This window comes from Enterobacter sp. WP_7_1 (assembly GCF_003688535.1).
Taxonomy (GTDB): Bacteria; Pseudomonadota; Gammaproteobacteria; order Enterobacterales; family Enterobacteriaceae; genus Enterobacter; species Enterobacter asburiae.
Genome location: NZ_REFK01000009.1, coordinates 62,718 through 88,396, shown reverse-complemented (window position 1 = coordinate 88,396; position 25,679 = coordinate 62,718). Strand labels below are relative to the sequence as shown.

The 25,679-nt window shown below is 57.1% G+C and carries 19 protein-coding genes and 1 riboswitch; of the genes, 7 read left to right on the top strand and 12 right to left on the bottom strand.

What is annotated here, in order from left to right:
- Positions 1 to 321 precede the first annotated feature (321 nt).
- Entirely contained in the window at positions 322 to 1,173 is an 852-nt protein-coding gene (gene murI, locus BJ885_RS22670) for a glutamate racemase (RefSeq protein WP_023309660.1), read from the bottom strand.
- Positions 1,118 to 2,965: a TonB-dependent vitamin B12 receptor BtuB gene (btuB, locus tag BJ885_RS22665; protein WP_121932820.1), complete on the bottom strand. Its 1,848-nt coding sequence runs from the start codon at positions 2,963 to 2,965 to the stop codon at positions 1,118 to 1,120. The genes murI and btuB overlap by 56 nt, the downstream gene beginning before the upstream one ends.
- Before the next feature lie 65 nt (positions 2,966 to 3,030).
- A riboswitch (cobalamin riboswitch) is annotated at positions 3,031 to 3,207 on the bottom strand.
- 104 nt (positions 3,208 to 3,311) lie between these two features.
- On the opposite strand from btuB, the gene trmA reads away from it, so the two are divergent.
- The gene (trmA, locus tag BJ885_RS22660) at positions 3,312 to 4,412 is read left to right on the top strand and encodes a tRNA (uridine(54)-C5)-methyltransferase TrmA (RefSeq protein WP_047653051.1); all 1,101 of its coding nucleotides are present in this window, start codon (positions 3,312 to 3,314) and stop codon (positions 4,410 to 4,412) included.
- Between the two features lie 79 nt (positions 4,413 to 4,491).
- Here the strand turns inward: trmA and BJ885_RS22655 are convergent, their stop codons facing one another.
- The gene (locus BJ885_RS22655; protein ID WP_008501783.1) at positions 4,492 to 4,851 is read right to left on the bottom strand and encodes a YijD family membrane protein; all 360 of its coding nucleotides are present in this window, start codon (positions 4,849 to 4,851) and stop codon (positions 4,492 to 4,494) included.
- Between the two features lie 9 nt (positions 4,852 to 4,860).
- A complete protein-coding gene (gene fabR / locus BJ885_RS22650) occupies positions 4,861 to 5,499 on the bottom strand; it encodes an HTH-type transcriptional repressor FabR (protein WP_008501784.1) in 639 nt (212 codons plus the stop codon).
- Positions 5,500 to 5,695: 196 nt separating this feature from the next.
- On the opposite strand from fabR, the gene sthA reads away from it, so the two are divergent.
- Positions 5,696 to 7,096 (top strand): Si-specific NAD(P)(+) transhydrogenase, encoded by a 1,401-nt coding sequence (sthA, locus tag BJ885_RS22645; RefSeq protein ID WP_008501785.1) that lies wholly within the window; start codon positions 5,696 to 5,698, stop codon positions 7,094 to 7,096.
- On the opposite strand, the gene oxyR is transcribed toward sthA, so the two are convergent.
- From oxyR to argC, 4 genes are all read right to left on the bottom strand, one after another.
- Entirely contained in the window at positions 7,079 to 7,996 is a 918-nt protein-coding gene (gene oxyR / locus BJ885_RS22640; RefSeq protein WP_023309664.1) for a DNA-binding transcriptional regulator OxyR, read from the bottom strand. The two genes, sthA and oxyR, sit on opposite strands and share 18 nt — an antisense overlap.
- A gap of 336 nt (positions 7,997 to 8,332) precedes the next feature.
- Positions 8,333 to 9,706: an argininosuccinate lyase gene (gene argH / locus BJ885_RS22635; protein WP_039264229.1), complete on the bottom strand. Its 1,374-nt coding sequence runs from the start codon at positions 9,704 to 9,706 to the stop codon at positions 8,333 to 8,335.
- A gap of 74 nt (positions 9,707 to 9,780) precedes the next feature.
- Positions 9,781 to 10,557 carry an acetylglutamate kinase gene (gene argB, locus BJ885_RS22630; RefSeq protein WP_090420882.1) on the bottom strand — a complete coding sequence of 259 codons (777 nt, stop codon included), beginning with the start codon at positions 10,555 to 10,557 and terminating at the stop codon, positions 9,781 to 9,783.
- Between the two features lie 6 nt (positions 10,558 to 10,563).
- Complete coding sequence (gene argC / locus BJ885_RS22625) at positions 10,564 to 11,568, bottom strand: N-acetyl-gamma-glutamyl-phosphate reductase (protein WP_121932821.1); 1,005 nt, start codon at positions 11,566 to 11,568, stop codon at positions 10,564 to 10,566.
- Positions 11,569 to 11,656: 88 nt separating this feature from the next.
- On the opposite strand from argC, the gene argE reads away from it, so the two are divergent.
- From argE to BJ885_RS22600, 5 genes are all read left to right on the top strand, one after another.
- Positions 11,657 to 12,808, top strand: a complete 1,152-nt coding sequence (gene argE / locus BJ885_RS22620) for an acetylornithine deacetylase (RefSeq protein ID WP_023309677.1) — start codon at positions 11,657 to 11,659, stop codon at positions 12,806 to 12,808.
- 271 nt (positions 12,809 to 13,079) lie between these two features.
- Entirely contained in the window at positions 13,080 to 15,731 is a 2,652-nt protein-coding gene (gene ppc, locus BJ885_RS22615; protein WP_023309665.1) for a phosphoenolpyruvate carboxylase, read from the top strand.
- A gap of 93 nt (positions 15,732 to 15,824) precedes the next feature.
- Positions 15,825 to 16,589: an AraC family transcriptional regulator gene (locus BJ885_RS22610; RefSeq protein ID WP_121932822.1), complete on the top strand. Its 765-nt coding sequence runs from the start codon at positions 15,825 to 15,827 to the stop codon at positions 16,587 to 16,589.
- A 128-nt stretch (positions 16,590 to 16,717) separates the two neighbouring features.
- Complete coding sequence (fsa, locus tag BJ885_RS22605) at positions 16,718 to 17,380, top strand: fructose-6-phosphate aldolase (protein WP_121932823.1); 663 nt, start codon at positions 16,718 to 16,720, stop codon at positions 17,378 to 17,380.
- 12 nt (positions 17,381 to 17,392) lie between these two features.
- Positions 17,393 to 18,496, top strand: a complete 1,104-nt coding sequence (locus tag BJ885_RS22600) for a glycerol dehydrogenase (protein ID WP_008501794.1) — start codon at positions 17,393 to 17,395, stop codon at positions 18,494 to 18,496.
- An 83-nt stretch (positions 18,497 to 18,579) separates the two neighbouring features.
- On the opposite strand, the gene katG is transcribed toward BJ885_RS22600, so the two are convergent.
- The 4 genes from katG to metB all read right to left on the bottom strand — a co-directional run bounded on the left by katG (position 18,580) and on the right by metB (position 25,617).
- A complete protein-coding gene (gene katG / locus BJ885_RS22595) occupies positions 18,580 to 20,760 on the bottom strand; it encodes a catalase/peroxidase HPI (protein ID WP_121932824.1) in 2,181 nt (726 codons plus the stop codon).
- Between the two features lie 147 nt (positions 20,761 to 20,907).
- A complete protein-coding gene (metF, locus tag BJ885_RS22590) occupies positions 20,908 to 21,795 on the bottom strand; it encodes a methylenetetrahydrofolate reductase (protein ID WP_023309676.1) in 888 nt (295 codons plus the stop codon).
- A gap of 226 nt (positions 21,796 to 22,021) precedes the next feature.
- On the bottom strand, positions 22,022 to 24,454 hold the full coding sequence (locus tag BJ885_RS22585) for a bifunctional aspartate kinase/homoserine dehydrogenase II (protein WP_029739191.1): 2,433 nt from the start codon (positions 24,452 to 24,454) through the stop codon (positions 22,022 to 22,024).
- Between the two features lie 2 nt (positions 24,455 to 24,456).
- A complete protein-coding gene (metB, locus tag BJ885_RS22580; RefSeq protein WP_121932825.1) occupies positions 24,457 to 25,617 on the bottom strand; it encodes a cystathionine gamma-synthase in 1,161 nt (386 codons plus the stop codon).
- Positions 25,618 to 25,679: the final 62 nt, after the last annotated feature.

Below are 25,679 nucleotides of genomic sequence, written 5' to 3'. Positions count from 1 at the left end.
ATTCATTTATTGTCCGAAGACATTAAGAATCCATGTCACTTTGAGTGCCCACACAGATTGTCTGATAAATTGTTAAAGAGCAGTTGCAACGCGGCGTTAAGCTCACCGTTGCGAGGTCCCGTATATTACGTTTTCCTCATTCAGAGTCAAGCGATTATTTTTGCTTTTCTCTGTCGGCGTTCATCTCTGAACCCCGCTAACCCGGCGGCCTGTAAGCCGTTGTTCCGTGTCAGTGGAGGCGCATTATAGGGAGTTCTCAGACGTTGACAACCCCTCTTTTAAAAAAAACTTTCAACCGTCTCTTTTTTGCTCAAAACCGTGCTACAGCGCCAGTTTTTCGAGCGTTTCAAAGCCATAACGGCGTAAAACGGGTAAAAGTTGCTCAGTCTCTTTCGTGATGGCCATACAAAACGCGATATTCGCATCGGTAGATTTCGCATCCGGCGCTTCATGCTCCAGCAGCCAGGCCGTGCGACGGGCGATAGCCGCGCCGGAATCCACCAGGCGCGTCCCCTCCGGCAACACCTCTAATAGCTCTTCCTGTAATAGCGGGAAGTGGGTGCAGCCCAGCACAACGGTATCCGGAGGTTCGGGCATCCGCAGCCACGGACGAAGAATACGACGCAGCTCGTCGAGTGATACCGCTTTTCCATGCAGCTTCGCTTCAGCCATCTCCACCAGCTCAGCCGAACCCAGCATCGCAATCTGGCATTCGTTGGCAAAACGGTCGATCAGCTCACGGGTATAAGGACGCTTTACCGTGCCTCGCGTTGCCAGCAAACCCACAATGCCGTTCGCCGTCAGGCGTGCGGCAGGCTTTATCGCAGGAACAACGCCCACAACCGGGAACTGGAATTTTTCACGCAGGGCGGGAAGAGAAACGGTGCTCGCCGTATTACAGGCGATGACGGCCAGCGCAAGGGGATAGCGCTTTTGTACCGCGGTGACGATTTCAACCACACGCTCAACAATAAAATCTTCACTCTTTTCCCCATACGGGAAAGCGACGTTATCGAAGGCGTAGATGTAATGGAGATCCGGCAGGAGATGCCGAATCTCATCATAGACCGAAAGCCCACCGACGCCGGAATCAAAAACCAGCACGGTGGGACGCGGATTAGAAGGTGTAGCTGCCAGACAAGGTGTATTCCCGTCCTGCAGTTTGGTAGCCATAAACTGTCTCGTAATCTTTATCGAACAGGTTGGCTATTTTACCACGAACTGTGAGATGTGAGGTGACAGGATACGAAACTGCGACATCCCACAGGCTGACACCACCCATTTTTACTTTCTCAGACGGATAAGCACCAAAGTCAGTGTCGTAACGCGTACCGAGATAGTGATAAGTCAGGCTCCAGTCGAAATCATAGATCTGCGTGTCGAGCTGATATTTCACCTGCTGCTTAGCACGACGGTCCAGAAGTTCGTTGGTTGCGGCATTGCGGGCATCCACATAGTCGTAGCCTACAGTATGCGTCAACGGGCCCGTATCAAATGATGCTGTCGCTTCCACACCTTTAATGCGCGCTTTACCGACGTTGTAATATTGCTGAAGGTTATTATCGAAGTCGATGAGATTATCGACGTCATTACGGTAGCCGGAGACGCGCCAGCTCACGCCCGCCGTCAGGCCTTCAAACGCACCTTCCCACTGCTTGCTCTCTTCTGGATCAAGATGGTCATTGCCATAGAAACCATAGAGTTGACCCAGATTCGGTGCTTTATAGGCCGTACCATAAGAAGCAACGAAGCGGTAACCCTCCACGAACTCCCAGGCCGCACTACTTTGCCAGGTGCCATGGCGACCGAACTGAGAGTTGTCATCGCTGCGAACCGCTCCTTCCAGAGTGAAGTCACCAAACTGCTGCAACCCGGTCAGGTAAACGCCGGTGTTACGCAGGTCGTAGCCGCTGGTCACGTAGTTTGTACCCGGCTCGGTGCTCTGCTTCTGCCAGTCAACGCCCGCGCCAATGTTCCCATGGCCAACATCAACGGAGTTCAGCCACTGGACGTTGTACTGTTTGATTTCATCCAACGTGGCTGTTGAATCGTAGCGGCCCAAATTTGGGTCGTAGTTATAGTCCTTGCTGTGGCTATAGCTGGTGAGCAGCTGTGAATGGAAGATGTCATCGTTGAAGCGCAATCCTGCATCCCAGGTCTGACTATAGAGCTGGCGGGTATCGACCAGTACGTCAGGGGTAAATGAACTGTAGTAACCGTCGTAGGCAGTACGGTTGCTGTAGCCAAAGCCGCGAACAAATCCGCTCCACTGCTCCGAGAATGCGTGATCCACTGCACCATAGAGCGTTTTATTCATAAAGCCGTCGCGATCGGTCTGGGCAAGGCCACCATTGTTGCCGTCCGCAACCACATCAAACCCTTTGGTATAGGTGTAATCACCCGCAAGCGTGACGCGCGTGCTGTCGCCCAATGTTTGCTGAGTACTGCCGCCATAATTCTGATAACCATGCGACCCTGCACCTGCGTTCAGCGTGGTACCGTCCTTCGCGCGAGTGGTAATAATGTTTACGACTCCGCCGATCGCGTCCGAGCCGTATACCGCCGAACGCGGTCCACGAACATATTCGATACGCTGCACCAGGGAGATCGGGAACTGGCTGAGATCGGATGACCCCGTGACGCCCGCCTGGTTAAGGCGGATCCCATCAACAAGGATCAGGACGTGGCTGGAGTTGGTGCCACGTATAAAGAGAGAAGAGAGTTGCCCCATCCCGCCATTTTGCGCCGTATCCACGCCGGGCAGGCGACGCATAACATCCAGGACTGAGGTTGATTGCCAACGGTCAATATCGGCACGCGTAACAACGGAGGTTGCAGCCAGAATAGTTTTTTCAGGTTGTTCAAAACGATTTGCCGTCACCACCAACGAGTCGGCGCTATCCTGCGCCCAGCCCGAAAATGCCGTGACGGACAACGCCGTCAACAGCGATACTTTTTTAATCATTGTTAAAGCATCCACAATATAAGAAGGATGCCGCAGGCCTCATCGATAGCACGCGATGATGAAACCAAATGCGACGTGATCCCGGCAGGTCTTCGGGCTAGGTGGCTATATAAGGATGAAGACTTCCCATTTTCACAGTGTCTACAACGCTCATCCCGCCAGACTTTACCGCTGCGCGTCAGCTCCAGATTTACACTGGATTCCCTTTTCACTCTCAGGAGACCGGAAACAGAATGCTACAATTAGACACGTATGGATGTCCAGACAGCTATTACCCATTAAATCTGGACATCCCCTGAACAATGCCTACAATCCCCGCGTAATTCTTTATCATTCAGGACGCATCATGACCCCAGAACACCTCCCGACAGAACAGTACGACGCGCAGCTGGCAGAGAAAGTCGTCCGCCTGCAAAGTATGATGACGCCTTTCAACGCGCCCGTTCCCGAGGTGTTCCGCTCTCCCGTCAGCCACTACCGCATGCGCGCCGAGTTCCGCATCTGGCACGACGGTGACGACCTGTACCACATCATTTTCGATCAGCAGACGAAGTCCCGTATCCGCGTGGACAGCTTTCCGGCGGCGAGCGAGCTCATTAACCAGTTGATGACGCTGATAATGGACGGCGTGCGCAACAATCCGGTACTGCGTAACAAGCTGTTCCAGATTGACTACCTGACCACGCAAAGCAATCAGGCAATTGTCTCTCTGCTGTATCACAAAGCGCTTAACGACGAGTGGCGCGAGCAGGCAGAAGCGCTGCGCGATGCGCTGCGCGCGCAGAACATCAACGTTCACCTGATTGGCCGCGCGACAAAAACCAAAATCATGCTGGATCAGGACTACATCGACGAGCGCCTGCCGGTGGCAGGTAAAGAGATGGTGTATCGTCAGGTCGAGAACAGCTTCACCCAGCCGAATGCCGCGATGAACGTGCAGATGCTGGAGTGGGCGCTGAAGGCGACGGAAGGGTCAACGGGCGATCTGCTTGAGCTCTACTGCGGTAACGGCAACTTCTCCCTGGCGCTGGCGCGTAACTTCGATCGCGTTCTGGCAACGGAAATCGCCAAGCCGTCGGTGGCTGCCGCGCAGTACAACATCGCCGCTAACCATATCGACAACGTGCAGATCATTCGTATGGCCGCAGAAGAGTTCACGCAGGCCATGAACGGCGTACGCCAGTTTAACCGCCTGGAAGGGATCGATCTCAAGAGCTACCAGTGTGAGACAATTTTTGTCGACCCGCCGCGCAGTGGCCTGGACAGCGAAACCGAGAAGATGGTGCAGGCGTACCCGCGTATTTTGTACATCTCCTGTAACCCGGAGACGCTGTGCAAGAACCTCGAAACATTAGGCCAGACGCACAAGGTTGAACGTCTGGCGCTGTTCGATCAGTTCCCGTATACGCACCATATGGAGTGCGGCGTTTTACTTACCGCACGGTGATCTGTAGGCCGGATAAGCGTAGCGCCATCCGGCGTTTTTGGCAGGTGGCGCTTCGCTTACCTGCCCTACAAATAATTCATTACTCTGGTAACTGGCTCTTACGGCTACGCATGCGCGAGCCAATCCAGAACACCAGCGCCACAGACAGTACCGCAGGGAAGAAGTTAGAGCCGATATCCGGATATTCCGCGCGAACCACGGTGCTATACAGCAATACCCCCAGAATAAAGCAGGCAGCGGCCAGCCCCGGTAACCCCACCGGCATGGTGCGGTTCAGGTAACGTTGATGCAGGCAGTAAACCGTCAGCACCAGCGCAATAAGCGGGAAAATCGAAAATGGAACGATTGAGCTAAAAATAGCGGCAAACGTACCATTAATGGATAAGCCAGCGATCAATGCCAGCAACAGCGTCCCTTTATCCTGACCTGACTGTTTCATTACTCACCTTCACTCTTCGGTTTGATGTGCCAGTTTCTCTTGTTCACGGCGATACCAGTAGTACGCGCCTTTGGAGATCATCCTGAGCTGCAATACCAGCCGCTCTTCGAGCTGCTTGCGTTGTTCAATGCTGACATCCAGCGCTTCGGCACCCGCGCTGAAAACAATCGTCACCATCGCCTCAGCCTGTGCTTCAGTAAACGCACGCGGCATATGGTTTTCGAGTTCAAGATAGTCGGCAAGTTCCGCGATGAAGTGCTGAATTTCACGCGCGACGGCGGCACGAAACGCCGCCGATGTGCCCGAACGCTCGCGCAGAAGCAGACGAAACGCGTTGGGGTTATTGCCGATAAATTCCATAAAGGTCGATACGGAGGTGCGGATCACGCTGCCCCCTTTGGCGATACGCTGACGCGCCTGCCGCATCAGCTGGCGCAGCATCAGACCGCTCTCGTCGACCATGGTCAGGCCCAGTTCATCCACATCACGGAAATGACGATAGAAGGACGTTGGCGCAATCCCGGCCTCGCGTGCGACTTCGCGCAGGCTCAAACTGGCAAAACTCCGCTCAGCACTCAGTTGACTGAATGCGGCTTCCACCAGCGAACGCCGGGTTTTCTCTTTTTGTTGTGCTCTTACGCCCATCACGATAGTTGAATCCTTCCAAAGGCCTGATGGCACTATACCAGAGAATAAAATTAATCTGTTTGCCTGGCTTTGTGAATGATTGTTTACGTGCGGTTTGTGCCCCACTGCCCGAAAAAAGCACAACGATAATTGGGTTACTCTGCCAATGATGTTATGATTCTGTTGCTTTTATGTATAAGAACAGGTAAGCCTTACCATGCCACATTCCTACGATTACGACGCAATAGTTATTGGTTCCGGCCCCGGCGGCGAAGGTGCTGCTATGGGTCTGGTGAAACAGGGAGCCAGAGTAGCGGTCATCGAGCGCTACCATAATGTCGGCGGCGGTTGCACCCACTGGGGCACCATCCCTTCGAAAGCCCTCCGCCACGCCGTTAGCCGCATTATCGAATTTAACCAGAACCCTCTTTACAGCGACCACTCCCGACTTCTTCGTTCATCCTTTGCTGACATCCTGAATCACGCGGATACCGTTATTAACCAGCAGACACGCATGCGTCAGGGATTTTATGAGCGTAACCACTGTGAAATTTTGCAGGGCAACGCGCATTTTGTGGATGAACACACCCTGGCACTCGAATGCCACGACGGTTCGGTTGAAACCATCACGGCTGAAAAATTTGTGATTGCCTGCGGCTCACGCCCTTACCATCCGGCCGACGTGGACTTCTCGCACCCGCGCGTCTACGACAGCGACTCGATTCTGAGCCTGCACCATGAACCCCGCCACGTCATTATCTATGGCGCAGGGGTCATTGGTTGCGAATATGCGTCGATCTTCCGCGGAATGGACGTCAAAGTTGACCTGATCAACACCCGTGACCGCCTGCTGGCGTTCCTCGATCAGGAGATGTCGGACTCCCTCTCCTACCACTTCTGGAACAGCGGCGTGGTGATTCGCCACAACGAAGAGTACGAGAAGATTGAGGGCTGTGACGACGGGGTGATCATGCATCTGAAGTCCGGTAAGAAGCTGAAAGCAGACTGCCTGCTGTACGCCAACGGTCGTACCGGCAACACCGATTCACTGCAGCTGGAAAATATCGGGCTTGAAACCGACAGTCGCGGTCAGCTGAAGGTCAACAGCATGTATCAGACTGCCCTGCCGCACGTTTACGCGGTCGGCGACGTGATTGGCTACCCAAGCCTGGCCTCAGCCGCTTACGACCAGGGACGCATTGCCGCACAGGCGCTGGTAAAAGGCGAAGCGACGGCGCACCTGATCGAAGATATTCCGACGGGCATCTATACCATCCCGGAAATCAGTTCTGTCGGGAAAACCGAGCAGCAGCTGACGTCAATGAAGGTGCCTTACGAGGTGGGACGTGCCCAGTTTAAACATCTGGCGCGGGCGCAAATCGTGGGGATGAGCGTGGGAACGCTGAAGATCCTGTTCCATCGCGAGACCAAAGAGATCCTCGGCATTCACTGCTTTGGTGAACGCGCGGCGGAAATCATTCATATCGGCCAGGCGATAATGGAGCAAAAAGGCGGTGGTAACACCATTGAGTACTTCGTTAACACCACCTTTAACTACCCGACCATGGCGGAAGCCTATCGGGTAGCTGCGCTGAACGGCTTAAACCGCCTGTTTTAACGCGCTGTCGAAATGGCCATCCATCGAACCACGGATGGCCTCTGCCAGCTGCTCATAGCGGCTGCGCAGCGGTGAACCCGGACGATACACCAGGCCGATAGTGCGACGCGGCTCCGGCTTAATGCACGGTAGATAAACCACGCCATCACGCTTACGCTCGCGCGGCACGGCCAGCGCAGGCAGCAGCGTAATACCGCTTCCCGCCGCGACCATATTACGCAGCGTTTCCAGGCTGGTTGCGCGGAAATGGGTATCCTCATCCGCACCCGCTTCAAAGCAGAAGCCCATCGCCTGATCGCGCAGGCAGTGGCCATCTTCCAGCATCAGCAGCTTTTCACCGGCCAGATCGGCCATCGGTACGCGATCGCGGTTCGCCCACGGGTGATCTTCATAGATCGCCAGCATCATCGGCTCATCGAACAGCGGCACTTCAATAAAGGCTTCACTCTCTTTCACCAGCGCCAGAATGGCGCAGTCGAGCTTGCCGCTGTCTAGCTGCGCCAGCAGCTGATGGGTCTGCGCTTCATGCAGGTACATTTCGAGTTTCGGGAACGTCTGGTGCAGCATCGGAATGATGTGCGGCAACAGGTACGGGCCAACGGTTGGGATCAGGCCGATATGCAGCGGGCCGGACATCGCCTCCCCCTGCTGGCTTGCCATTTCCTTGAGCACTTTGACCTCGCGCAGCACGGTGCGCGCCTGATCCACCAGCAGCAGACCTGCCTGTGTGAACAGAACCTTACGACTGGTGCGCTCCAGCAGCATCACGCCCAGCTCGTCTTCCAGCTTGCGGATCTGACCGCTCAGCGTGGGCTGGCTGACGTGGCAGGAGTCTGCCGCGCGGCGAAAGTGACGATGCTCGGCTAACGCTACCAGGTATTCAAGATCACGAATATTCATTATTCATCCTCCGTCGCCACGATAGTTCATGGCGATAGATAGCATAGCAACGAACGATTATCCCTATCAAGCATTCTGTTGAATAATACACCACATAGACGAGGCGGCACGTGTTTGACCCTTGACGTCCCCGCACCGTCAGCGAATTTCTCTCAAAACTCGAACAACTAAAGCCAACGTGAACTTTTGCGGACCCCGTGGTCCGCTTTTTTTTGCGTAAAAAAACCCCGAGGTAAAAGCAAAATGGCAACCGAAGTTGCCATTTTTAGTGTTTGCTCCCTCTCCCCGTGGGAGAGGGCCGGAGTGAGGACACCAGCCCGCACTGTTCAAACCAAATCAAACCAACCGGTTTTTCGCATCCGCTATCGCCTGCGCCACCTGCTTAGGCGACACGCCGCCTTTCGCGGCACGCTTGTCCAGGCAAGACTGCAGCGCAAGGATCGGATACACATCATCCCCGATAACCGCGCTGAACTTCTGCAGGTCGGCCAGCGCCAGATCTTCCAGCGGTTTACCCTGACGAATGGCTTCCACCACCGCTTCACCCACAATATGGTGCGCTTCACGGAAAGGTACGCCTTTCGCCACCAGATAATCCGCCAGTTCGGTAGAGTTCGCATAGCCCTGCTGCGCCGCTTCCTGACAGCGCGGGCGTTTCACCTGAATGCCGTCCAGCACCAGCGCGCCCATATGCAGACAGTCCAGCCAGGTGTCGAGCGCGTCGAACAGCCCTTCTTTGTCTTCCTGCATGTCTTTGTTATACGCCAGCGGCAGCCCTTTCAGGGTCATCATCATGCCTGTCAGCGCGCCCTGCACGCGGCCACACTTGCCGCGGATCAGCTCCAGCGCGTCCGGGTTTTTCTTCTGCGGCATCAGGGATGAGCCTGAGGTCACGCGGTCGGACAGCTCGACGAAGCCCGCTTCGCCAGAGTTAAAGAAGATCAGGTCTTCGGCAAAGCGCGACAGATGCACCATTCCGATAGACGCATTGGAGAGCAGCTCCAGCACGTGGTCGCGGTCGGACACGCTGTCCAGGCTGTTACGGGTGGCGGAGGCAAAGCCCAGCCAGCCTGCCAGCTGCTCACGGTCGATTTCATACGCCGTACCGGCCAGCGCGCCGCTGCCCAGCGGGCTGACGTCCAGACGTTTCAGGGTATCCTGCAGACGGCTTTCGTCACGCGCCAGCATCTCGACGTAGGCCAGACACCAGTGCGCGAAGGTCACCGGCTGCGCGCGCTGCAGGTGGGTATAACCCGGCATCACCGCGTCCTGGTTGTTCTGCGCGGTTTCCACCAGCGCGCTCTGCAGCTGACGGTTAGCCGCCAGCAGTTCGCCAACGGTATCTTTACACCACAGCTTCAGATCGGTGGCGACCTGGTCGTTACGGCTGCGGCCGGTATGCAGCTTTTTACCCAGCTGGCCGACCTTGTCGATCAGTTTACCTTCCACCCAGCTGTGAATATCTTCAGCATCGCTTTCGAGGATCTGCTGCGGGTTAAGACGCACCTCTTCCAGCAGATTGTTCAGCGCTTCTTCCAGCTGTAATTGTTCGTCTGCGGTCAGTACGCCCACCGTCACCAGCGCTTTGGACCAGGCCACAGAGCCGACAATATCCTGTTCGGCCAGGCGGTAGTCGAAGCGCAAAGAGTCGTTGAACTGTTTGAATCGCTGATCCGCTGCCTGTGTAAAACGCCCACCCCAAAGTGCCATAACATGATTCCTTTATTCGTTAGTTCTGCCGGGTGGCGCTTCGCTTACCCGGCCTACGGTCATTCAATAAAAACTTACGCTAAAATACGCGTGCCAATCGGCGTGCCGTTAAACAGCGCCGGCAGTTGTTCCGCGTGACGCCAGGAGGCGATATCCACCGGACGGCCCAGCGTGCGTGCGGCATCCAGCGCGGCATTCACTTTGACGATCATGCCGTCAGTAATAATGCCCTGAGCAATCAGCTGCTCGGCTTTCTCAGCCGTCATTTCCGCAATGCGCTGGCCTTTACCGTCCAGAATACCGCTCACGTCGGAGAGCAGGATCAGATCCGCGCCCAGCGTTGCCGCCAGCGCGGTCGCCGCCTGGTCAGCGTTGACGTTCATCAGCTCGCCCTCTTCGGTCACGCCGATAGAGCTCACCACCGGCAGGAAACCGCCTTCCAGCAGGGTGTTAATCAGCTTAGGTGAACCTGGCTGTGCCAGTCCAACGTGGCCGAGCTCTTCGTCGAGCTGGGTCACTTTTACGCTGTCGCCATCGCCCAGATAGAGGCCAACGGACGCGATGTGGTGTTTCTTCGCCCACGCCAGCAGCGTTTTGTTCGCCGTACCCGCCAGCGCGCCGGTAATGATGTCAATCTGGTCAGCAGGCGTCACGCGCAGGCCGTTCTTCTTTTTCACCGGCAGGTTGAGCCCTTTCATCAGCTCATCCACCACGCAGCCGCCGCCGTGCACAATCACCAGCGGACGCTGGTGTGATTCGCGATAGTTCACCAGCGCGGTAAACAGGCGCTCCAGCGCTTCTTCGCTGTCCAGCAGTACACCACCGAGTTTGATAATTAATGGGTTCATCATCACACCTTAAATAAGAGCCTGCGTTTCCGGGAAACCGAAACGAATATTTGCACACTGCATTGCCTGTGCGGCAGCGCCTTTGAGTAAGTTATCTTCCGCGGCGACAACGATGAGATGCTCGCCCTGTACGGCAAAGCCGATATCGCAGAACGGCAGGCCGACCACGTTTTTCAGCGCCGGCACGCCTTTGTCGTACAGGCGCACCAGCGGTTTATCCGCATACGCCTGGGTGAAGACCTCGTTCACCTGCTCTTTGGTCACGCCGGGCTTCAGGCGGCAGGTAATGGTTTCGAGGATCCCACGCGGGAAGCTGCCCAGGTGCGGGGTGAAAATGACGTCCGCGCCCAGATGCGTCGTGATTTCAGGATGATGACGGTGATTAAACACGCCATACGGCTGAAGGCTCACTTCGCAGAAGCTGTTGGAGATAGCGGCCTTGCGCCCTGCTCCGCTCACGCCGCTGGTGGCGTTAATCACCGGCCACTGACTCAGATCCAGCAGACCCGCGTCGATCAGCGGCTTCAGGGAAAGCTGCGCCGCCGTCGGGTAGCAGCCCGGAACGGCAATGAGGTCCGCTTCTTTCAGTTTATCTGCGCTCCACTCCGCCAGGCCGTACACCGCTTTTTCAAGCAGATCCGGATGCTGATGGGTGAAACCGTAATATTTTTCATAAAACGCGCCGTCGTTCACGCGGAACGCGCCGGAAAGGTCGAAGACCACGCAGCCGGCCGCCAGGAACTGCGGTGCCAGGTCGTGGCTGACCTCGTGCGCGGTGGCTAAAAACACCACGTCGACGCCGTCGGTAAACTCGCTGATGTCAGACATGGGCTGCAGCGGCAGATCGACAATGCCCTTAAGCTGCGGATGCAAATCGGAAATTAACTTTCCTGCATCATTGCTTTGCGCTGACACGGTCAAAGCGGTTATGGTCATATGTGGATGGCGATTCACGTAGCTTACAAGCTCTGCGCCCGCATAACCGCTAGCGCCTACAATCAGCGTATTCAACATCGGGTTCCTTTATGCTCAACGTTAATGTATTTTTATTCACATTTATTGCATGAATATTGATACTATCACGACCTAAGGTGTGTCAACAATGAAAATGAACTTACCGCCATTTATCGAGATCTACCGCGCCCTGATTGCCACACCGTCCATCAGCGCAACGGAAGAAGCGCTGGATCAGAGCAATGAGTCTTTAATCAATCTGCTGGCGGGTTGGTTTAGCGATCTTGGGTTTAACGTTGAGGTTCAACCCGTCCCCGGAACCCGCCACAAATTTAACCTGCTCGCCAGCACCGGAACCGGTGCGGGCGGCCTGCTGCTGGCCGGTCATACCGATACGGTGCCGTTTGACGACGGCCGCTGGACGCGCGATCCGTTCACCCTGACCGAGCACGACAACAAGCTCTATGGCCTGGGCACCGCCGACATGAAAGGCTTCTTCGCCTTTATCCTCGACGCGCTGCGTGACGTGGACGTGACGAAACTGAAAAAACCGCTCTACATTCTGGCGACCGCCGATGAAGAAACCAGCATGGCGGGGGCGCGCTACTTCTCTGAAAACACGTCGATTCGTCCGGATTGCGCGATCATCGGCGAGCCGACGTCTCTGCAGCCGATCCGCGCGCACAAAGGCCATATTTCTACCGCCGTGCGCGTGCTGGGCCAGTCCGGCCACTCCAGCGATCCGGCGCGCGGCGTGAACGCCATTGAGCTGATGCATGATGCCATCGGGCGCATCATGACCCTGCGCGACGATCTGAAAGAGCGCTACCACTACGACGCGTTCACCGTGCCGTATCCGACCCTGAACCTCGGTAGCCTGCACGGCGGCGATGCCTCGAACCGCATCTGCGCCTGCTGCGAACTGCATATGGACATCCGCCCGCTGCCGGGCATGACCCTCAGCGATCTCGACGGCCTGCTGAATGAAGCGCTGGCGCCGGTGAGCGAGCGCTGGCCGGGCCGCCTGACGGTCTCCGAATTGCATCCGCCGATCCCGGGTTACGAATGCCCGCCGGACCATCAGCTGGTTGAGGTGGTGGAAAAGCTGCTCGGTGAGAAAACCGACGTGGTGAACTACTGCACCGAAGCGCCGTTTATTCAGACGCTTTGCCCTACGCTGGTCCTGGGCCCCGGCTCCATCAACCAGGCGCACCAGCCGGATGAATATCTGGAAACCCGCTTCATCAAGCCAACCCGCGAACTGATTACTCAGGTTGTGCATCACTTCTGCTGGCATTAAAACCGCACCGAAGAGTCCCCTCTCCCTGTGGGAGAGGGTTAGGGTGAGGGCAATAAACCGCATGATCTCCGTCACATTCCCATAAGCATCTCTTATCTGAAGCAATGCGAATTAAATTTCGTAAATTGCCCACATTTATTCGTTTGCTGAACCGTTTTCGCAGCAATTGACGACGGGGGTTTTACGTGGCTTTATAAAGGGAGATGACAAAATAATGTCCAGAAAATTTTCGCCTGGACATAAACAAAAATGATGGGGTGACTGGGTTTTTATGAACGAACAATATTCCGCGTTGCGTAGTAATGTCAGTATGCTCGGCAAAGTGCTTGGAGATACCATCAAAGACGCGTTGGGGGAGAACATCCTCGACCGCGTTGAAACCATCCGCAAGCTGTCCAAATCTTCCCGTGCCGGTAACGAGGCCAGTCGTCAGGAGCTGCTCACCACCTTGCAGAACCTCTCAAACGATGAGCTGCTACCCGTTGCACGCGCATTCAGCCAGTTCCTGAACCTGGCTAACACCGCTGAGCAATACCACAGCATTTCGCCAAATGGCGAAGCGGCAAGCAACCCGGAAGTCATTGCCCGCACCCTTCGTAAACTGAAAGATCAGCCAGACCTCAACGAAGCCACCATAAAAAAAGCGGTGGAGTCACTTTCGCTGGAGCTGGTGCTGACCGCACACCCCACTGAAATTACCCGTCGCACCCTGATCCACAAAATGGTGGAAGTGAACAACTGTCTGAAGCAGTTGGATAACAAAGACATTGCCGACTACGAACGCAACCAGCTGATGCGCCGTCTGCGCCAGCTGATTGCCCAGTCCTGGCACACCGATGAAATTCGTAAGCATCGTCCAAGCCCGGTCGACGAAGCCAAATGGGGCTTTGCGGTGGTGGAAAACAGCCTGTGGGAAGGGGTACCTAACTACCTGCGCGAGCTGAACGAACAGCTGGAAGAGAACCTCGGCTACCGCCTGCCGGTCGACTTTGTTCCGGTGCGCTTCACCTCCTGGATGGGCGGCGACCGCGACGGCAACCCGAACGTGACCGCAGAAATCACCCGTCACGTCCTGCTGCTGAGCCGCTGGAAAGCGACCGACCTGTTCCTGAAAGACATTCAGGTGCTGATCTCCGAGCTGTCGATGGTTGAGGCAACGCCTGAACTGCGCGCGCTGGCCGGGGAAGAAGGCGCCAGCGAGCCGTACCGTTTCCTGATGAAGAAACTGCGTGGTCAGCTGATGGCCACTCAGGCCTGGCTGGAAGCGCGTCTGAAAGGTCAGCGCCTGCCGAAGCCGGAAGGGCTGCTCAGCCAGAACGAACAGCTCTGGGAGCCGCTCTACGCCTGCTATAAATCACTGCAGGCCTGCGGGATGGGCATCATCGCTAACGGCGAACTGCTCGACACCCTGCGCCGCGTGAAGTGTTTCGGCGTGCCGCTGGTGCGTATCGACGTACGTCAGGAAAGTACCCGTCATACCGAAGCCCTGGGCGAGCTGACCCGCTATCTCGGCATCGGCGACTATGAAAGCTGGTCCGAAGCCGACAAACAGGCCTTCCTGATCCGCGAGCTGAACTCGAAGCGCCCTCTGCTGCCGCGTAACTGGGAGCCAAGCAACGAAACCCGCGAGGTGCTCAACACCTGTAAAGCGATCGTGGACGCGCCGAAAGGATCGGTGGCCGCCTATGTGATCTCCATGGCGAAGACCCCGTCCGACGTGCTGGGCGTTCACCTTCTGCTGAAAGAAGCGGGAATCGACTACGCTCTGCCGGTCGCCCCGCTGTTTGAGACCCTCGACGACCTGAACAACGCCAACGACGTCATGACCCAGCTGCTGAATATCGACTGGTACCGCGGCTTTATTCAGGGCAAACAGATGGTGATGATTGGCTATTCTGACTCCGCGAAAGATGCGGGCGTGATGGCGGCATCCTGGGCGCAGTATCAGGCGCAGGACGCACTGATCAAAACCTGCGAGAAAGCCGGTATTGAACTGACCCTGTTCCACGGACGCGGTGGCTCGATTGGCCGTGGCGGCGCGCCTGCACACGCAGCGCTGCTGTCGCAGCCGCCGGGAAGCCTGAAAGGCGGCCTGCGCGTCACCGAGCAGGGCGAGATGATCCGCTTCAAGTACGGTCTGCCGGAAGTGACCATCAGCAGCCTGTCGCTCTACACCAGCGCTATCCTGGAAGCAAACCTGCTGCCGCCGCCGGAGCCGAAAGCATCCTGGTGCCATATCATGGACGAGCTGTCTGATATCTCCTGCGATCTGTACCGCGGCTACGTGCGTGAAAACAAAGATTTCGTCCCTTACTTCCGCTCGGCCACGCCTGAGCAGGAGCTGGGTAAACTGCCACTGGGCTCACGTCCTGCGAAGCGTCGCCCGACCGGTGGCGTAGAGTCTCTGCGCGCGATCCCGTGGATCTTCGCCTGGACGCAGAACCGTTTGATGCTGCCCGCCTGGCTGGGTGCCGGTGCCGCGCTGCAAAAAGTGGTGGAAGACGGTAAACAGAACGAACTGGAAACCATGTGCCGCGACTGGCCGTTCTTCTCTACCCGTCTGGGTATGCTGGAGATGGTCTTCTCGAAAGCCGACCTGTGGCTGGCGGAATACTACGACCAGCGTCTGGTGAAACCAGAGCTGTGGGCGCTGGGTAAAGAGCTACGCGAACTGCTGGAAGGCGACATCAAAGTGGTGCTGGACATCGCCAACGACTCACATCTGATGGCGGACCTGCCGTGGATTGCCGAGTCTATTCAGCTGCGTAACATCTACACCGACCCGCTGAACGTCCTGCAGGCAGAGCTGCTGCACCGTTCGCGTCTGGCGGAAGAAGAAGGTAAAGAGCCGGATCCGCGCGTTGAACAGGCGCTGATGGTGACGATTGCGGGTGTTGCTGCGGGTATGCGTAACACCGGCTAATACGCTATGCCTGGCGGCGCCGCGCTTGCCCGGACCTACACTGGTAGGCCGGGTAAGCGTTAGCACCACCCGGTACATTTCGGTAGTCTTCTCATGCATTTCGATATCACCCGAATTTTGGCAGACCTGGTGAACCGCACGCTACCGCTGGGTCAGATTCATTTCTCAGCGCTGTCTGAACAATACACCCGAACATCTCCCTGCCTCGTCATTACCCTTGATACCCCCTGTGAGGCGATATTTTCATCCTTTGGACACTTAACGCAGCCATCGCCTGACGCCCTGAGCATACATTTCGGTAAGCAGCTGCTGGCTATCGAGTTACAGCATGACAATACGCTTGTGCAGCAGCTCCAGGTTGCCCGCCGCGGTCCGCGAACGGGTGCTTTTCTTCTGCAGACGCTAACCGAATTACAGATGCAGCCGGATGAGCAAGAGACCGCGATACTGGTGGTATTAAGCCTGCTCAGCCACTGCCGGGATCTGCTTGGCAGCGATATCCACACCGCCAGCCGCAGCCGCGCCCTGTTTGAGGCCATTCGCCGCTTCATTGAAGAACATCATGCTTCGGCGTTAACCCGTGAATCCGTCGCGCAGGCGTTCTACGTCTCGCCGAACTACCTTTCCCACCTCTTTCAGAAGATTGGCAACGTGGGGTTCAACGAATACCTGACCCAAACGCGACTCGAACACGCGCGCCAGCTGCTGAAAGGCTACGATCTTAAAATCAAAGATATCGCCGCAAGCTGCGGGTTTACAGACAGCAATTACTTCTGCCGTCTCTTTCGCAAGCACACCGAGCGTTCCCCTTCCGAATATCGTCGCCAGTATCACAGCGAGCTGATCGCCAAAAAATAGCATTGTGATCGCTCTCGCACTTCGCTAAGGACATTACATTTGTCCAGTATTTGGCAAAATTGGCCTGTATCCGCTCTGCCTGCCCGCGTCTTATCCTTTATTCAACCTTTCTGACTTAAGGAAAAATAATGGAACTGTACCTGGATACCGCCAACGTGGCGGAAGTTGAACGCCTGGCGCGCGTTTTCCCCATTGCGGGCGTCACCACCAACCCGAGCATCGTTGCCGCCAGCCGTGAATCCATCTGGAACGTGCTGCCGCGTCTGCAAAAAGCCATCGGACCGGAAGGCACGCTGTTTGCTCAAACCATGAGCCGCGATGCCGAAGGCATGGTGGCGGAGGCCAAACGCCTGAGTAACGCCGTCCCTGACATCGTGGTGAAAATCCCGGTGACGGCTCAGGGGCTCATCGCGATTAAGGCATTGAAAAAAGAGGGGATAACAACGCTGGGAACCGCCGTTTACGGCGCGGCACAGGGCCTGCTCGCCGCGCTGGCAGGCGCGAAATATGTCGCGCCGTATGTAAACCGCGTTGACGCTCAGGGCGGTGACGGCATTCGCATGGTCCAGGAGCTGCAATCCCTGCTGGAAATGCACGCGCCGGAAAGCTGCGTGCTGGCCGCCAGCTTCAAAACGCCGCGTCAGGCGCTGGACTGCCTGCTGGCGGGATGCGAGGCAATCACGCTTCCCTTAGACGTAGCGCAACAAATGCTCGGCACGCCAGCGGTAGAGTCAGCCATAGAGAAGTTCGAGCAGGACTGGAAAAACGCGTTTGGTAACCTCAACCTCTAAGGGAGAACTGTTATGGACCGTATCATTCAATCGCCGGGAAAATATATCCAGGGCGCTGATGTGCTTACCCGTCTCGGCGACTATCTGAAACCCCTGGCCAATCGCTGGCTGGTTGTCGGCGATAAATTTGTGCTGGGTTTTGCCGAAGAGACCCTGCGTCAGAGTTTTAAAAAAGCCGAACTGCATGCCGAAATCGCGCCGTTTGGCGGCGAATGTTCACAAAATGAAATCGACCGACTGAAAAAACTGGCCGACAGCGCCGACTGTCTGGCGGTGTTGGGTATCGGCGGCGGTAAAACGCTCGATACCGCCAAAGCGCTGGCCCATTTTATGGATGTGCCGGTCGCTATCGCCCCGACAATTGCCTCCACCGATGCGCCGTGCAGCGCCCTTTCCGTCATTTACACCGACAGCGGTGAGTTCGATCGCTACCTGATGCTGCCGCACAACCCGAACATGGTTATCGTCGATACCAAAGTGGTAGCGGGCGCGCCGGCACGCCTGCTGGCCGCCGGGATTGGCGACGCGCTGGCAACCTGGTTTGAAGCACGCGCCTGCTCGCGCAGCGGCGCAACCACCATGGCGGGCGGCAAATGTACGCAGGCAGCACTCGCGCTGGCCGAGCTGTGCTACAACACGCTGGTTGAAGAGGGTGAAAAAGCCATGCTGGCCGCGGAACAGCATGTGGTTACACCGGCGCTGGAACGCATTATCGAAGCCAATACCTATCTCAGCGGCGTAGGCTTTGAAAGCGGCGGGCTGGCGGCAGCACACGCTATTCATAACGGAATGACGGCGGTACCGGACGCGCACCACTTCTATCACGGTGAAAAAGTGGCGTTTGGCACGCTGACGCAGCTGGTGCTGGAAAACGCGCCGGTAGAAGAAATAGAGACCGTCGCCGCGCTTTGTCACAGCGTTGGGTTGCCGATCACGCTGGCGCAGCTGAACATCAAAGAGGATATTCCGGCCAAAATGCGCCTGATCGCGGAAGCCTCCTGTGCCGAAGGGGAAACTATCCACAACATGCCCGGCGGCGTAACGCCGGATCAGGTGTATGCGGCACTGCTGGTGGCCGACCAGTATGGGCAGCGGTTCCTGCAGGAGTGGGAGTAAATAGCGTGAATAAAAATCCCCGCATCAGCGGGGATTTTTTTGTCCGTAAGCCGGGTAAGCGTCAGCGCCACCCGGCACAACGGTTACTGCAGGTCAAACCGGTCCAGATCCATCACCTTCGCCCATGCGGCAACGAAGTCGCGAACAAACTTCTCATGCGCATCATCACTGGCATAAACCTCTGCCAGCGCGCGCAGGACGGCGTTAGAACCGAAGACCAGATCGGCGCGGGTGGCGGTGTATTTCACTTCACCGCTGGCGCGATCGCTTCCGGCAAACAGTTCATTAGATTCGTCGGTCGCCTTCCACTGGGTGTTCATGTCCAGCAGGTTCACGAAGAAATCGTTGCTCAGCACGCCCTCGCGGTCGGTGAACACGCCATTCTTGCTGCCATCAAAGTTTGCGCCCAGCACGCGCAGGCCACCGATCAGCACCGTCAGCTCAGGCGCGGTCAGCGTCAGCTGCTGGGCTTTATCAATCAGCAGTGACTCAGTGGTGGACACATCCACCTGCGCACGGTAGTTGCGGAAGCCGTCGGCAATCGGTTCGAGCAGGTTAAACATCTCGATATCCGTCTGATCCTGACGCGCATCGACGCGGCCCGGCGTGAAAGGAACGTTGACGTAAACGCCTGCCGCTTTCGCCGCCTGCTCAACGCCCACCACGCCCGCCAGCACGATGATATCGGCCAGAGACGCTTTGTTGGTGGTGCGCTGGATAGCTTCCAGAGCCGGCAACGCGCGAACCGCTGCGGCGTTCACATCCCAGTCGCGCTGAGGGGCCAGCGCCAGACGCGCGCCGTTGGCGCCGCCACGCTTGTCGCCGCCGCGGAAGGTTGAAGCTGACGCCCAGGCAACGGAAATCAGTTCGCTCACGGAGAGGCCAGATGCAGCGATTTCCGCCTTCAGGCTTTCAATGTCTTCTTTCGACGGATTGAACACCGCCTGCGGCAGCGGGTCCTGCCAGATCAGATCTTCTTTCGGCACTTCCGGGCCAAGGTAACGCGATTTTGGCCCCATATCGCGGTGCGTCAGCTTGTACCACGCGCGCGCGAAGGCTTCGTTGAAGGCCTGCGGATCGTTCAGGAAGCGGCGGGAAATTTTCTCGAATTCCGGGTCAAAACGCAGCGTCAGATCGGTGACCAGCATAGTAGGTTTGCGTTTTTTCGACGGGTCGAACGGATCGGGCATGATTTCCGGCGCATCCACGGCTTCAAACTGAATCGCCCCCGCCGGGCTGCGGGTCTGCACCCATTCGTATTTGAACAGGTTCTCGAAGAAGTAGTTGCTCCACTGGGTCGGGGTTTGCGACCAGATAACTTCCAGACCGGAGGTAATGGTATCTGCGCCAATCCCCGTGCCGTGCGTGCTGGCCCAGCCCAGGCCCTGCGCTTCAATCGGCGAGGCTTCCGGGTCGGTGCCCACGTGCGTGGCTTCACCCGCGCCGTGGGTTTTGCCGAGAGTGTGGCCGCCCGCGATCAGCGCAACGGTCTCTTCGTCGTTCATCCCCATGTTGCCGAAGGTCGCGCGAATGGCCGCCGCAGCAGACAGGGGTTCGCCGCTGGCGTTTGGCCCTTCCGGGTTAACGTAGATCAGGCCCATTTCGGTGGCGGCCAGAGGACGCTTCGCCAGCGCTTCCGGGTCACGGTGGGTCAGCCAGGCTTTTTCATCACCCCAGTTCACGTCCAGATCCGGCTCCCAGACGTCTTCACGCCCGGCACCAAAACCAAAGGTGCGGAAACCGGAGTTCTCCAGCGCCACGTTACCCGCGAGGATAAACAGGTCGGCCCAGGAAATTTTTTGTCCGTATTTTTGCTTAATTGGCCACAGCAGACGGCGCGCCTTATCCAGGCTCACGTTATCCGGCCAGGAGTTCAGCGGCGCAAAGCGCTGTTGACCACGACCAGCGCCACCGCGTCCGTCCACGGAGCGATAGGTACCCGCGCCGTGCCAGGCCATACGGATAAACAGGCCCGCATAGCTGCCCCAGTCGGCAGGCCACCACGGTTGAGAGTCGGTTAAAAGGGCTTTGAGGTCGCCTTTAAGGGCGGAGTAATCAAGTTTGCTGAATTCTTTGCGGTAGTCGAAGTCTTCACCCAGCGGGTTCGAACGATTGGAATGTTGGTTAAGAAGATCGATGCGGAGTTGTTTTGGCCACCAGTCGCGGCTGCCTGTACCTGCCCCCGCGCTGTGATCGACGCCGCCCTGGTGGAACGGGCATTTGCCGACCGATGCCGCTTTATTGGTCTCGTCTGACGTGCTCATCGCTATGCTCCCTTTTACAGTGTTACCGTTACGATATACACCACTAGCAATAAGTTATAGTTGAATTAATCCACAGATTCGATAGCTAATACCTTTTAACTATTCGCGTGACAAAAAAGCCCTCGTAATACGAGGGCTTTGTGCTTATTACGCCGGACGAACACCCAGCGTATGGCAAATGGCGTAGCTCATCTCCGCGCGGTTCAGCGTATAGAAGTGGAAATCTTTCACCCCTTCACGGCTTAAAATTTTCACCATGTCCATCGCGATATTGGCTCCCACCAGCTTGCGGGTTTCCGGGTCGTCGTCCAGCCCTTCGTACATTTTGGACATCCACAGCGGAATGCGGACATTGGTCATATCGGCAAACTTCTTCGCCTGTTTGAAGTTAGAGACCGGCAGAATACCCGGGATAATTTCAACGTCGATGCCCGCGGAGACGCAGCGGTCACGGAAACGCAGGTAGCTTTCCACATCAAAGAAGAACTGGGTAATGGCGCGGTTCGCGCCGGCGTCCACTTTACGCTTGAGGTTCAGCAGATCGGCCTGGGCGCTTTTCGCTTCCGGATGCACCTCAGGATAAGCGGCAACGGAGATATCAAAGTCGGCCACGTCTTTCAGCAGCGCGACCAGATCGGCGGCATACATGTCCGGCTTACCGCTGCCCGGCGGCAGGTCACCGCGCAGAGCGACGATATGACGAATGCCGTTATTCCAGTAATCCTGGGCGATGGCCCGCAGCTCGTCGCGGGTCGCGTCGATACAGGTGAGATGCGGCGCCGCTTCCAGACCGGTACGATCTTTGATGCCTTTAATGATGCTGTGCGTACGGTCACGCTCGCCGGAGTTAGCGCCGTAAGTCACGGAGACGAACTTCGGCTTCAGGCTGCTAAGACGATCGATAGAGCTCCACAGGGTTTGCTCCATTTCACTGGTGCGCGGCGGGAAAAATTCAAAAGAGACGTTAATCTGGCCGTTTACTTCGGCCAGGCTCTGATTCAGTGCTTCCCGCTGGTTGGCGTGAAAAAAGCTCATACCTTACCTCTATCAATCGCATGTCGTTATTTGTTGTGTTGTGAACTTCTATACGTTTAGACGTCCAGATGTAAAAATGACGGAAAAGCGGAGTGACGTCAACATAAATAATCAACAATAACGGTGAGGTTTGCTCAGGGAATATGAGGGAAATTCAGGATGAGGGTGAGTGCGGTCTGATGCCCTCACCCTAACCCTCTCCCACAGGGAGAGGGAAATTCAGGTTTTACAGCAGTTTAGCCAGACGGTTGATGTCGGACTGAATGGCTCCAGCGGTGACATCGCGCCCCGCACCAGGACCGCGGATCACCAGCGGGTTATCGCGATACCAGCGGCTTTCGATGGCGAAGACGTTATCGCACGGCAGCAGCGCCGCCAGCGGATGTTCAGGACGCACCGCCTCGACGCCGACTCGCGCTTTTCCGTTGGCCTCGAAACGCGCCACGTAGCGCAGCACCAGCCCCATCTCGTTCGCCGCTTCCAGTCGCTGTACCATCTGCTCGTTAAGCTCTTCACCATTTTCAAAGAAATGATCCACAGAACCTTCTTCACAGCCGGCAGGCACCAGCGATTCGACGCGTACGGCATCCGGTTCGATGTCGTAACCGGCTTCACGCGCCAGGATCACCAGCTTACGCATTACGTCTTTGCCGGAAAGGTCAACGCGCGGATCGGGCTCGGTTAAGCCCTGCTGCCACGCCTGATCCACCAGGTCGGTGAACGGTACGGTGCCGTCAAACTGCAGGAAAAGCCAGGAGAGCGTGCCGGAGAAGATACCGCTCAGCGCCAGAATGCTGTCGCCGCTTTCAATCAGGTCACGCACAGTGTGGTTAACCGGCAGGCCAGCCCCAACGGTGGCGTTATAGAGCCAGTGGCGCCCTGTTTTTTCAAACGCGTCGTGGATCTGGCGGTATTTATCGGTGCTGCTCGCCCCCGCCAGCTTGTTCGCGCTAATAACGTGGAAACCGTGGCTGGCGAAATCCAGATACTGATCCGCAAGCTGTTCGCTGGCGGTAACGTCCAGCACTACCAGATCGTCATACGGGTGCGCGCGCATCCACAGGAACAGCGACTCTTCGTCCTGCTCTACGGCTTCATCATTAAAGAAGGCAAGCGCGCGGCTGGCGTCCAGCCCTTCGTAGTTCAGCAGGCTGCGGCGGCTGTCCACCACGCCCGCAAGAATAAATTCAAACCCGGTACGCGCCGAGAGCGTCACCTGTTCGCGGGCAAACAGCTCCAGCCAGCGGGAACCAATGTTGCCTTTACCAAACAGCACCAGACCGATGCGCTTTTCCGCGCGGAACAGGGAGGTGTGCAGACCCTGAATCAGGCTCTCGGTTGGGCCTTTGCGCAGGACGGCGACCAGGCTGATGCCCTCTTCCGACTGCCAGGTGAACTCCACCGGCTGGCCTTTCAGCTGCTGCCAGAAGCGGTGGCAGTGCAGCGGGTTACGGGTGACGCCCGCGCCCACCATCGCCACCAGCGCCAGCCCCTGACGCAGGCGAAGCTCGCCCGGCAGGCCCGCTTCATCCAGAATTTTCAGCGCGCTGTCCGCCACTTCAGCGGTGTAGCAGAACTGCAGCAGCTGACGATCGTTATGCACGCCAACGGCAAGCGGACGCACCTGGGCGCGTTTCAGGATAGTGTCGATATCTTTATGCGCCAGCTTGAAGTCCTGGCCCGCAGGCACCTGGAACTCAATCAGGCAGATGTCGTCGTGGCTGGTGACAATACGCGCCCCGGTACCGGACGCCAGCACGCGCTCAATGCGCGTGGAGCCTTGATCCGGGGTATAGCTGCAGCGCAGCTGGAGGTCGATATCGCTGCCGGAAACCGGCTGCAGCGTGCGCGCGTGCAGCACCGGCGCGGCCAGACGCGCCAGCTCGCTGGCTTCGTCGAGACGCAGCAGCGGCAGCAGGCAGGCATCTTTCACCTTACGCGGGTCCGCGCTGTACACACCGGCCACGTCGCTCCAGATGGTGACGCGGGACACGCCAGCCAGCGCACCAATCTGCGTTGCCGAGTAGTCAGAACCGTTACGGCCCAGCAGCACGGTTTCGCCCGCGTTGCTGCGGCTGATAAAGCCGGTGACGACAATACGTTTACCCGGGTGCTGCACCAGCAGCTGTTGCAGCAGCGGGTAGGACAACCCTTCATCCACCTGCGGCTGCGCGGCGCGTTCGGCGCGCAGAAAATCACGCGCGTCGAGCCAGGCCGCTTCTACGCCCAGGTGTTGCAGCACGGCGGCCATCAGGCGCGCGGACCACACTTCTCCGTGGCCCACCACTTCGGCATACACCGCGTCGGTAATCCCGCTGTCCAGCAGGGCAGCCAGACGTTCAAGGTCATGCGTGAAGGCGCCGATCAGCCCGTCCGCCACGTCCGCAGGCAGCAGGCCGGCAATCAGCTCGCTCTGGTAGCGGCGTAAGGACTGTTGCACCTGATGCGCAGAAAGGCGATCGGTCTGGCTCAGTTTCAGCCAGCTAATCAACTGGTTGGTGGTGCTGCCCGCCGCCGAAACAACCATCATGTCACCCGGCTGTGAATATTCCGTCATGATGCCTGCAACGCGCAGGTAACATTTCACATCAGCAAGACTACTACCACCAAACTTGTGCAGTTGACGACCCTTCGCCCCTGCCTGCGCTATCACACTCATGATTACCCCTTGGCTGCGATCCGGAAGGCATTTTCCAGATCGGCAATTAAATCTTCAGAATCTTCAATGCCGGTTGAGATACGCAGCAGCGTCTCAGAAATTCCGGCGGCGGCACGTGCTTCCGGTGCCATACCTGCGTGCGTCATGGTTGCGGCGTGGGAGATCAAGCTTTCAACCCCACCTAAGGATTCCGCCAGCGTAAACAATGACAGCCCGCTCAGGAAGCGACGCAGCGTTTGCTCGTCACCGTCCAGTTCAAAACTTAACATCGCGCCAAACCCTTTCTGCTGGCGCGCGGCAATCTCGTGCCCCTGATTTTCCGGCAGCGAAGGATGATAAAGCTTCTTCACCAGCGGCTGGGTTTTCAGGAAATCGACTATCGCCTGAGCATTGCGCTGCGCCACGTCCATGCGCGGCGACAGCGTGCGGATGCCGCGCAACAGCAGATAGCTGTCGAAGGCCCCCGCGGTGACGCCAATATTATTGGCCCACCATGCCAGTTCGGTGACAACGTCGGGATCTTTGGCAATCACCACGCCCGCCACCACATCAGAATGGCCGTTCAGATATTTAGTGCATGAATGCAATACCAGATCGGCACCCAGTGCGAGTGGGTTCTGAAGGGCCGGACTGAGGAACGTATTATCCACTACACTTATCGCTCCCGCATCCCTTGCGAGCTGACAAATTTTCGCAATATCGACAACGCGCAACAATGGATTGCTTGGACTTTCCACCAGAACCAGCTTCGGTTTCTCTGCCAGGGCCTGTTTCAGCGCCTGTTCGTCGTTTTGATCGACAAACAGCACGCGATAGCAGCCGCGTTTCGCCAGGCTGTCAAACAGACGATAGCTGCCGCCGTAGCAGTCGTGCGGCGCAACCAGCAAGTCACTTGGTTTCAGGAACACCGTGGTCACCAGGTGAATGGCGGACATCCCCGTATTGGTTAATACTGCACCTGCGCCACCTTCCAGTTCGGCCAGCGCGCGCTGGGTCACGTCACGCGTAGGATTGCCGCGACGCGAATAATCATGCGCGCGGGGTTCATTAAATCCGGTGAAATTGTAGGTACTGGAAAGATGAATCGGCGGGACAACGCAGCCGTACTGCTCGTCATCATTTAATCCGCTACGCACTGCAATAGTGGCCTGTTTACGCGTCATGGTGAGGGCTTCCTGGCGAATGAGGTGAAAAGTCAGGCACCAGAGTAAACACTGAAAGTATG

What these genes read in the sequence shown, in the direction of transcription:
- murI (WP_023309660.1), bottom strand. Translation starts at nt 1,173, where the DNA reads ATGGCTACCAAACTGCAGGACGGGAATACACCTTGTCTGGCAGCTACA.
- ppc (WP_023309665.1), top strand. Translation starts at nt 13,080, where the DNA reads ATGAACGAACAATATTCCGCGTTGCGTAGTAATGTCAGTATGCTCGGC.
- sthA (WP_008501785.1), top strand. Translation starts at nt 5,696, where the DNA reads ATGCCACATTCCTACGATTACGACGCAATAGTTATTGGTTCCGGCCCC.
- katG (WP_121932824.1), bottom strand. Translation starts at nt 20,760, where the DNA reads ATGAGCACGTCAGACGAGACCAATAAAGCGGCATCGGTCGGCAAATGC.
- argC (WP_121932821.1), bottom strand. Translation starts at nt 11,568, where the DNA reads ATGTTGAATACGCTGATTGTAGGCGCTAGCGGTTATGCGGGCGCAGAG.
- argB (WP_090420882.1), bottom strand. Translation starts at nt 10,557, where the DNA reads ATGATGAACCCATTAATTATCAAACTCGGTGGTGTACTGCTGGACAGC.
- BJ885_RS22585 (WP_029739191.1), bottom strand. Translation starts at nt 24,454, where the DNA reads ATGAGTGTGATAGCGCAGGCAGGGGCGAAGGGTCGTCAACTGCACAAG.
- metF (WP_023309676.1), bottom strand. Translation starts at nt 21,795, where the DNA reads ATGAGCTTTTTTCACGCCAACCAGCGGGAAGCACTGAATCAGAGCCTG.
- BJ885_RS22600 (WP_008501794.1), top strand. Translation starts at nt 17,393, where the DNA reads ATGGACCGTATCATTCAATCGCCGGGAAAATATATCCAGGGCGCTGAT.
- trmA (WP_047653051.1), top strand. Translation starts at nt 3,312, where the DNA reads ATGACCCCAGAACACCTCCCGACAGAACAGTACGACGCGCAGCTGGCA.
- metB (WP_121932825.1), bottom strand. Translation starts at nt 25,617, where the DNA reads ATGACGCGTAAACAGGCCACTATTGCAGTGCGTAGCGGATTAAATGAT.
- argH (WP_039264229.1), bottom strand. Translation starts at nt 9,706, where the DNA reads ATGGCACTTTGGGGTGGGCGTTTTACACAGGCAGCGGATCAGCGATTC.
- BJ885_RS22610 (WP_121932822.1), top strand. Translation starts at nt 15,825, where the DNA reads ATGCATTTCGATATCACCCGAATTTTGGCAGACCTGGTGAACCGCACG.
- oxyR (WP_023309664.1), bottom strand. Translation starts at nt 7,996, where the DNA reads ATGAATATTCGTGATCTTGAATACCTGGTAGCGTTAGCCGAGCATCGT.
- BJ885_RS22655 (WP_008501783.1), bottom strand. Translation starts at nt 4,851, where the DNA reads ATGAAACAGTCAGGTCAGGATAAAGGGACGCTGTTGCTGGCATTGATC.
- argE (WP_023309677.1), top strand. Translation starts at nt 11,657, where the DNA reads ATGAAAATGAACTTACCGCCATTTATCGAGATCTACCGCGCCCTGATT.
- btuB (WP_121932820.1), bottom strand. Translation starts at nt 2,965, where the DNA reads ATGATTAAAAAAGTATCGCTGTTGACGGCGTTGTCCGTCACGGCATTT.
- fsa (WP_121932823.1), top strand. Translation starts at nt 16,718, where the DNA reads ATGGAACTGTACCTGGATACCGCCAACGTGGCGGAAGTTGAACGCCTG.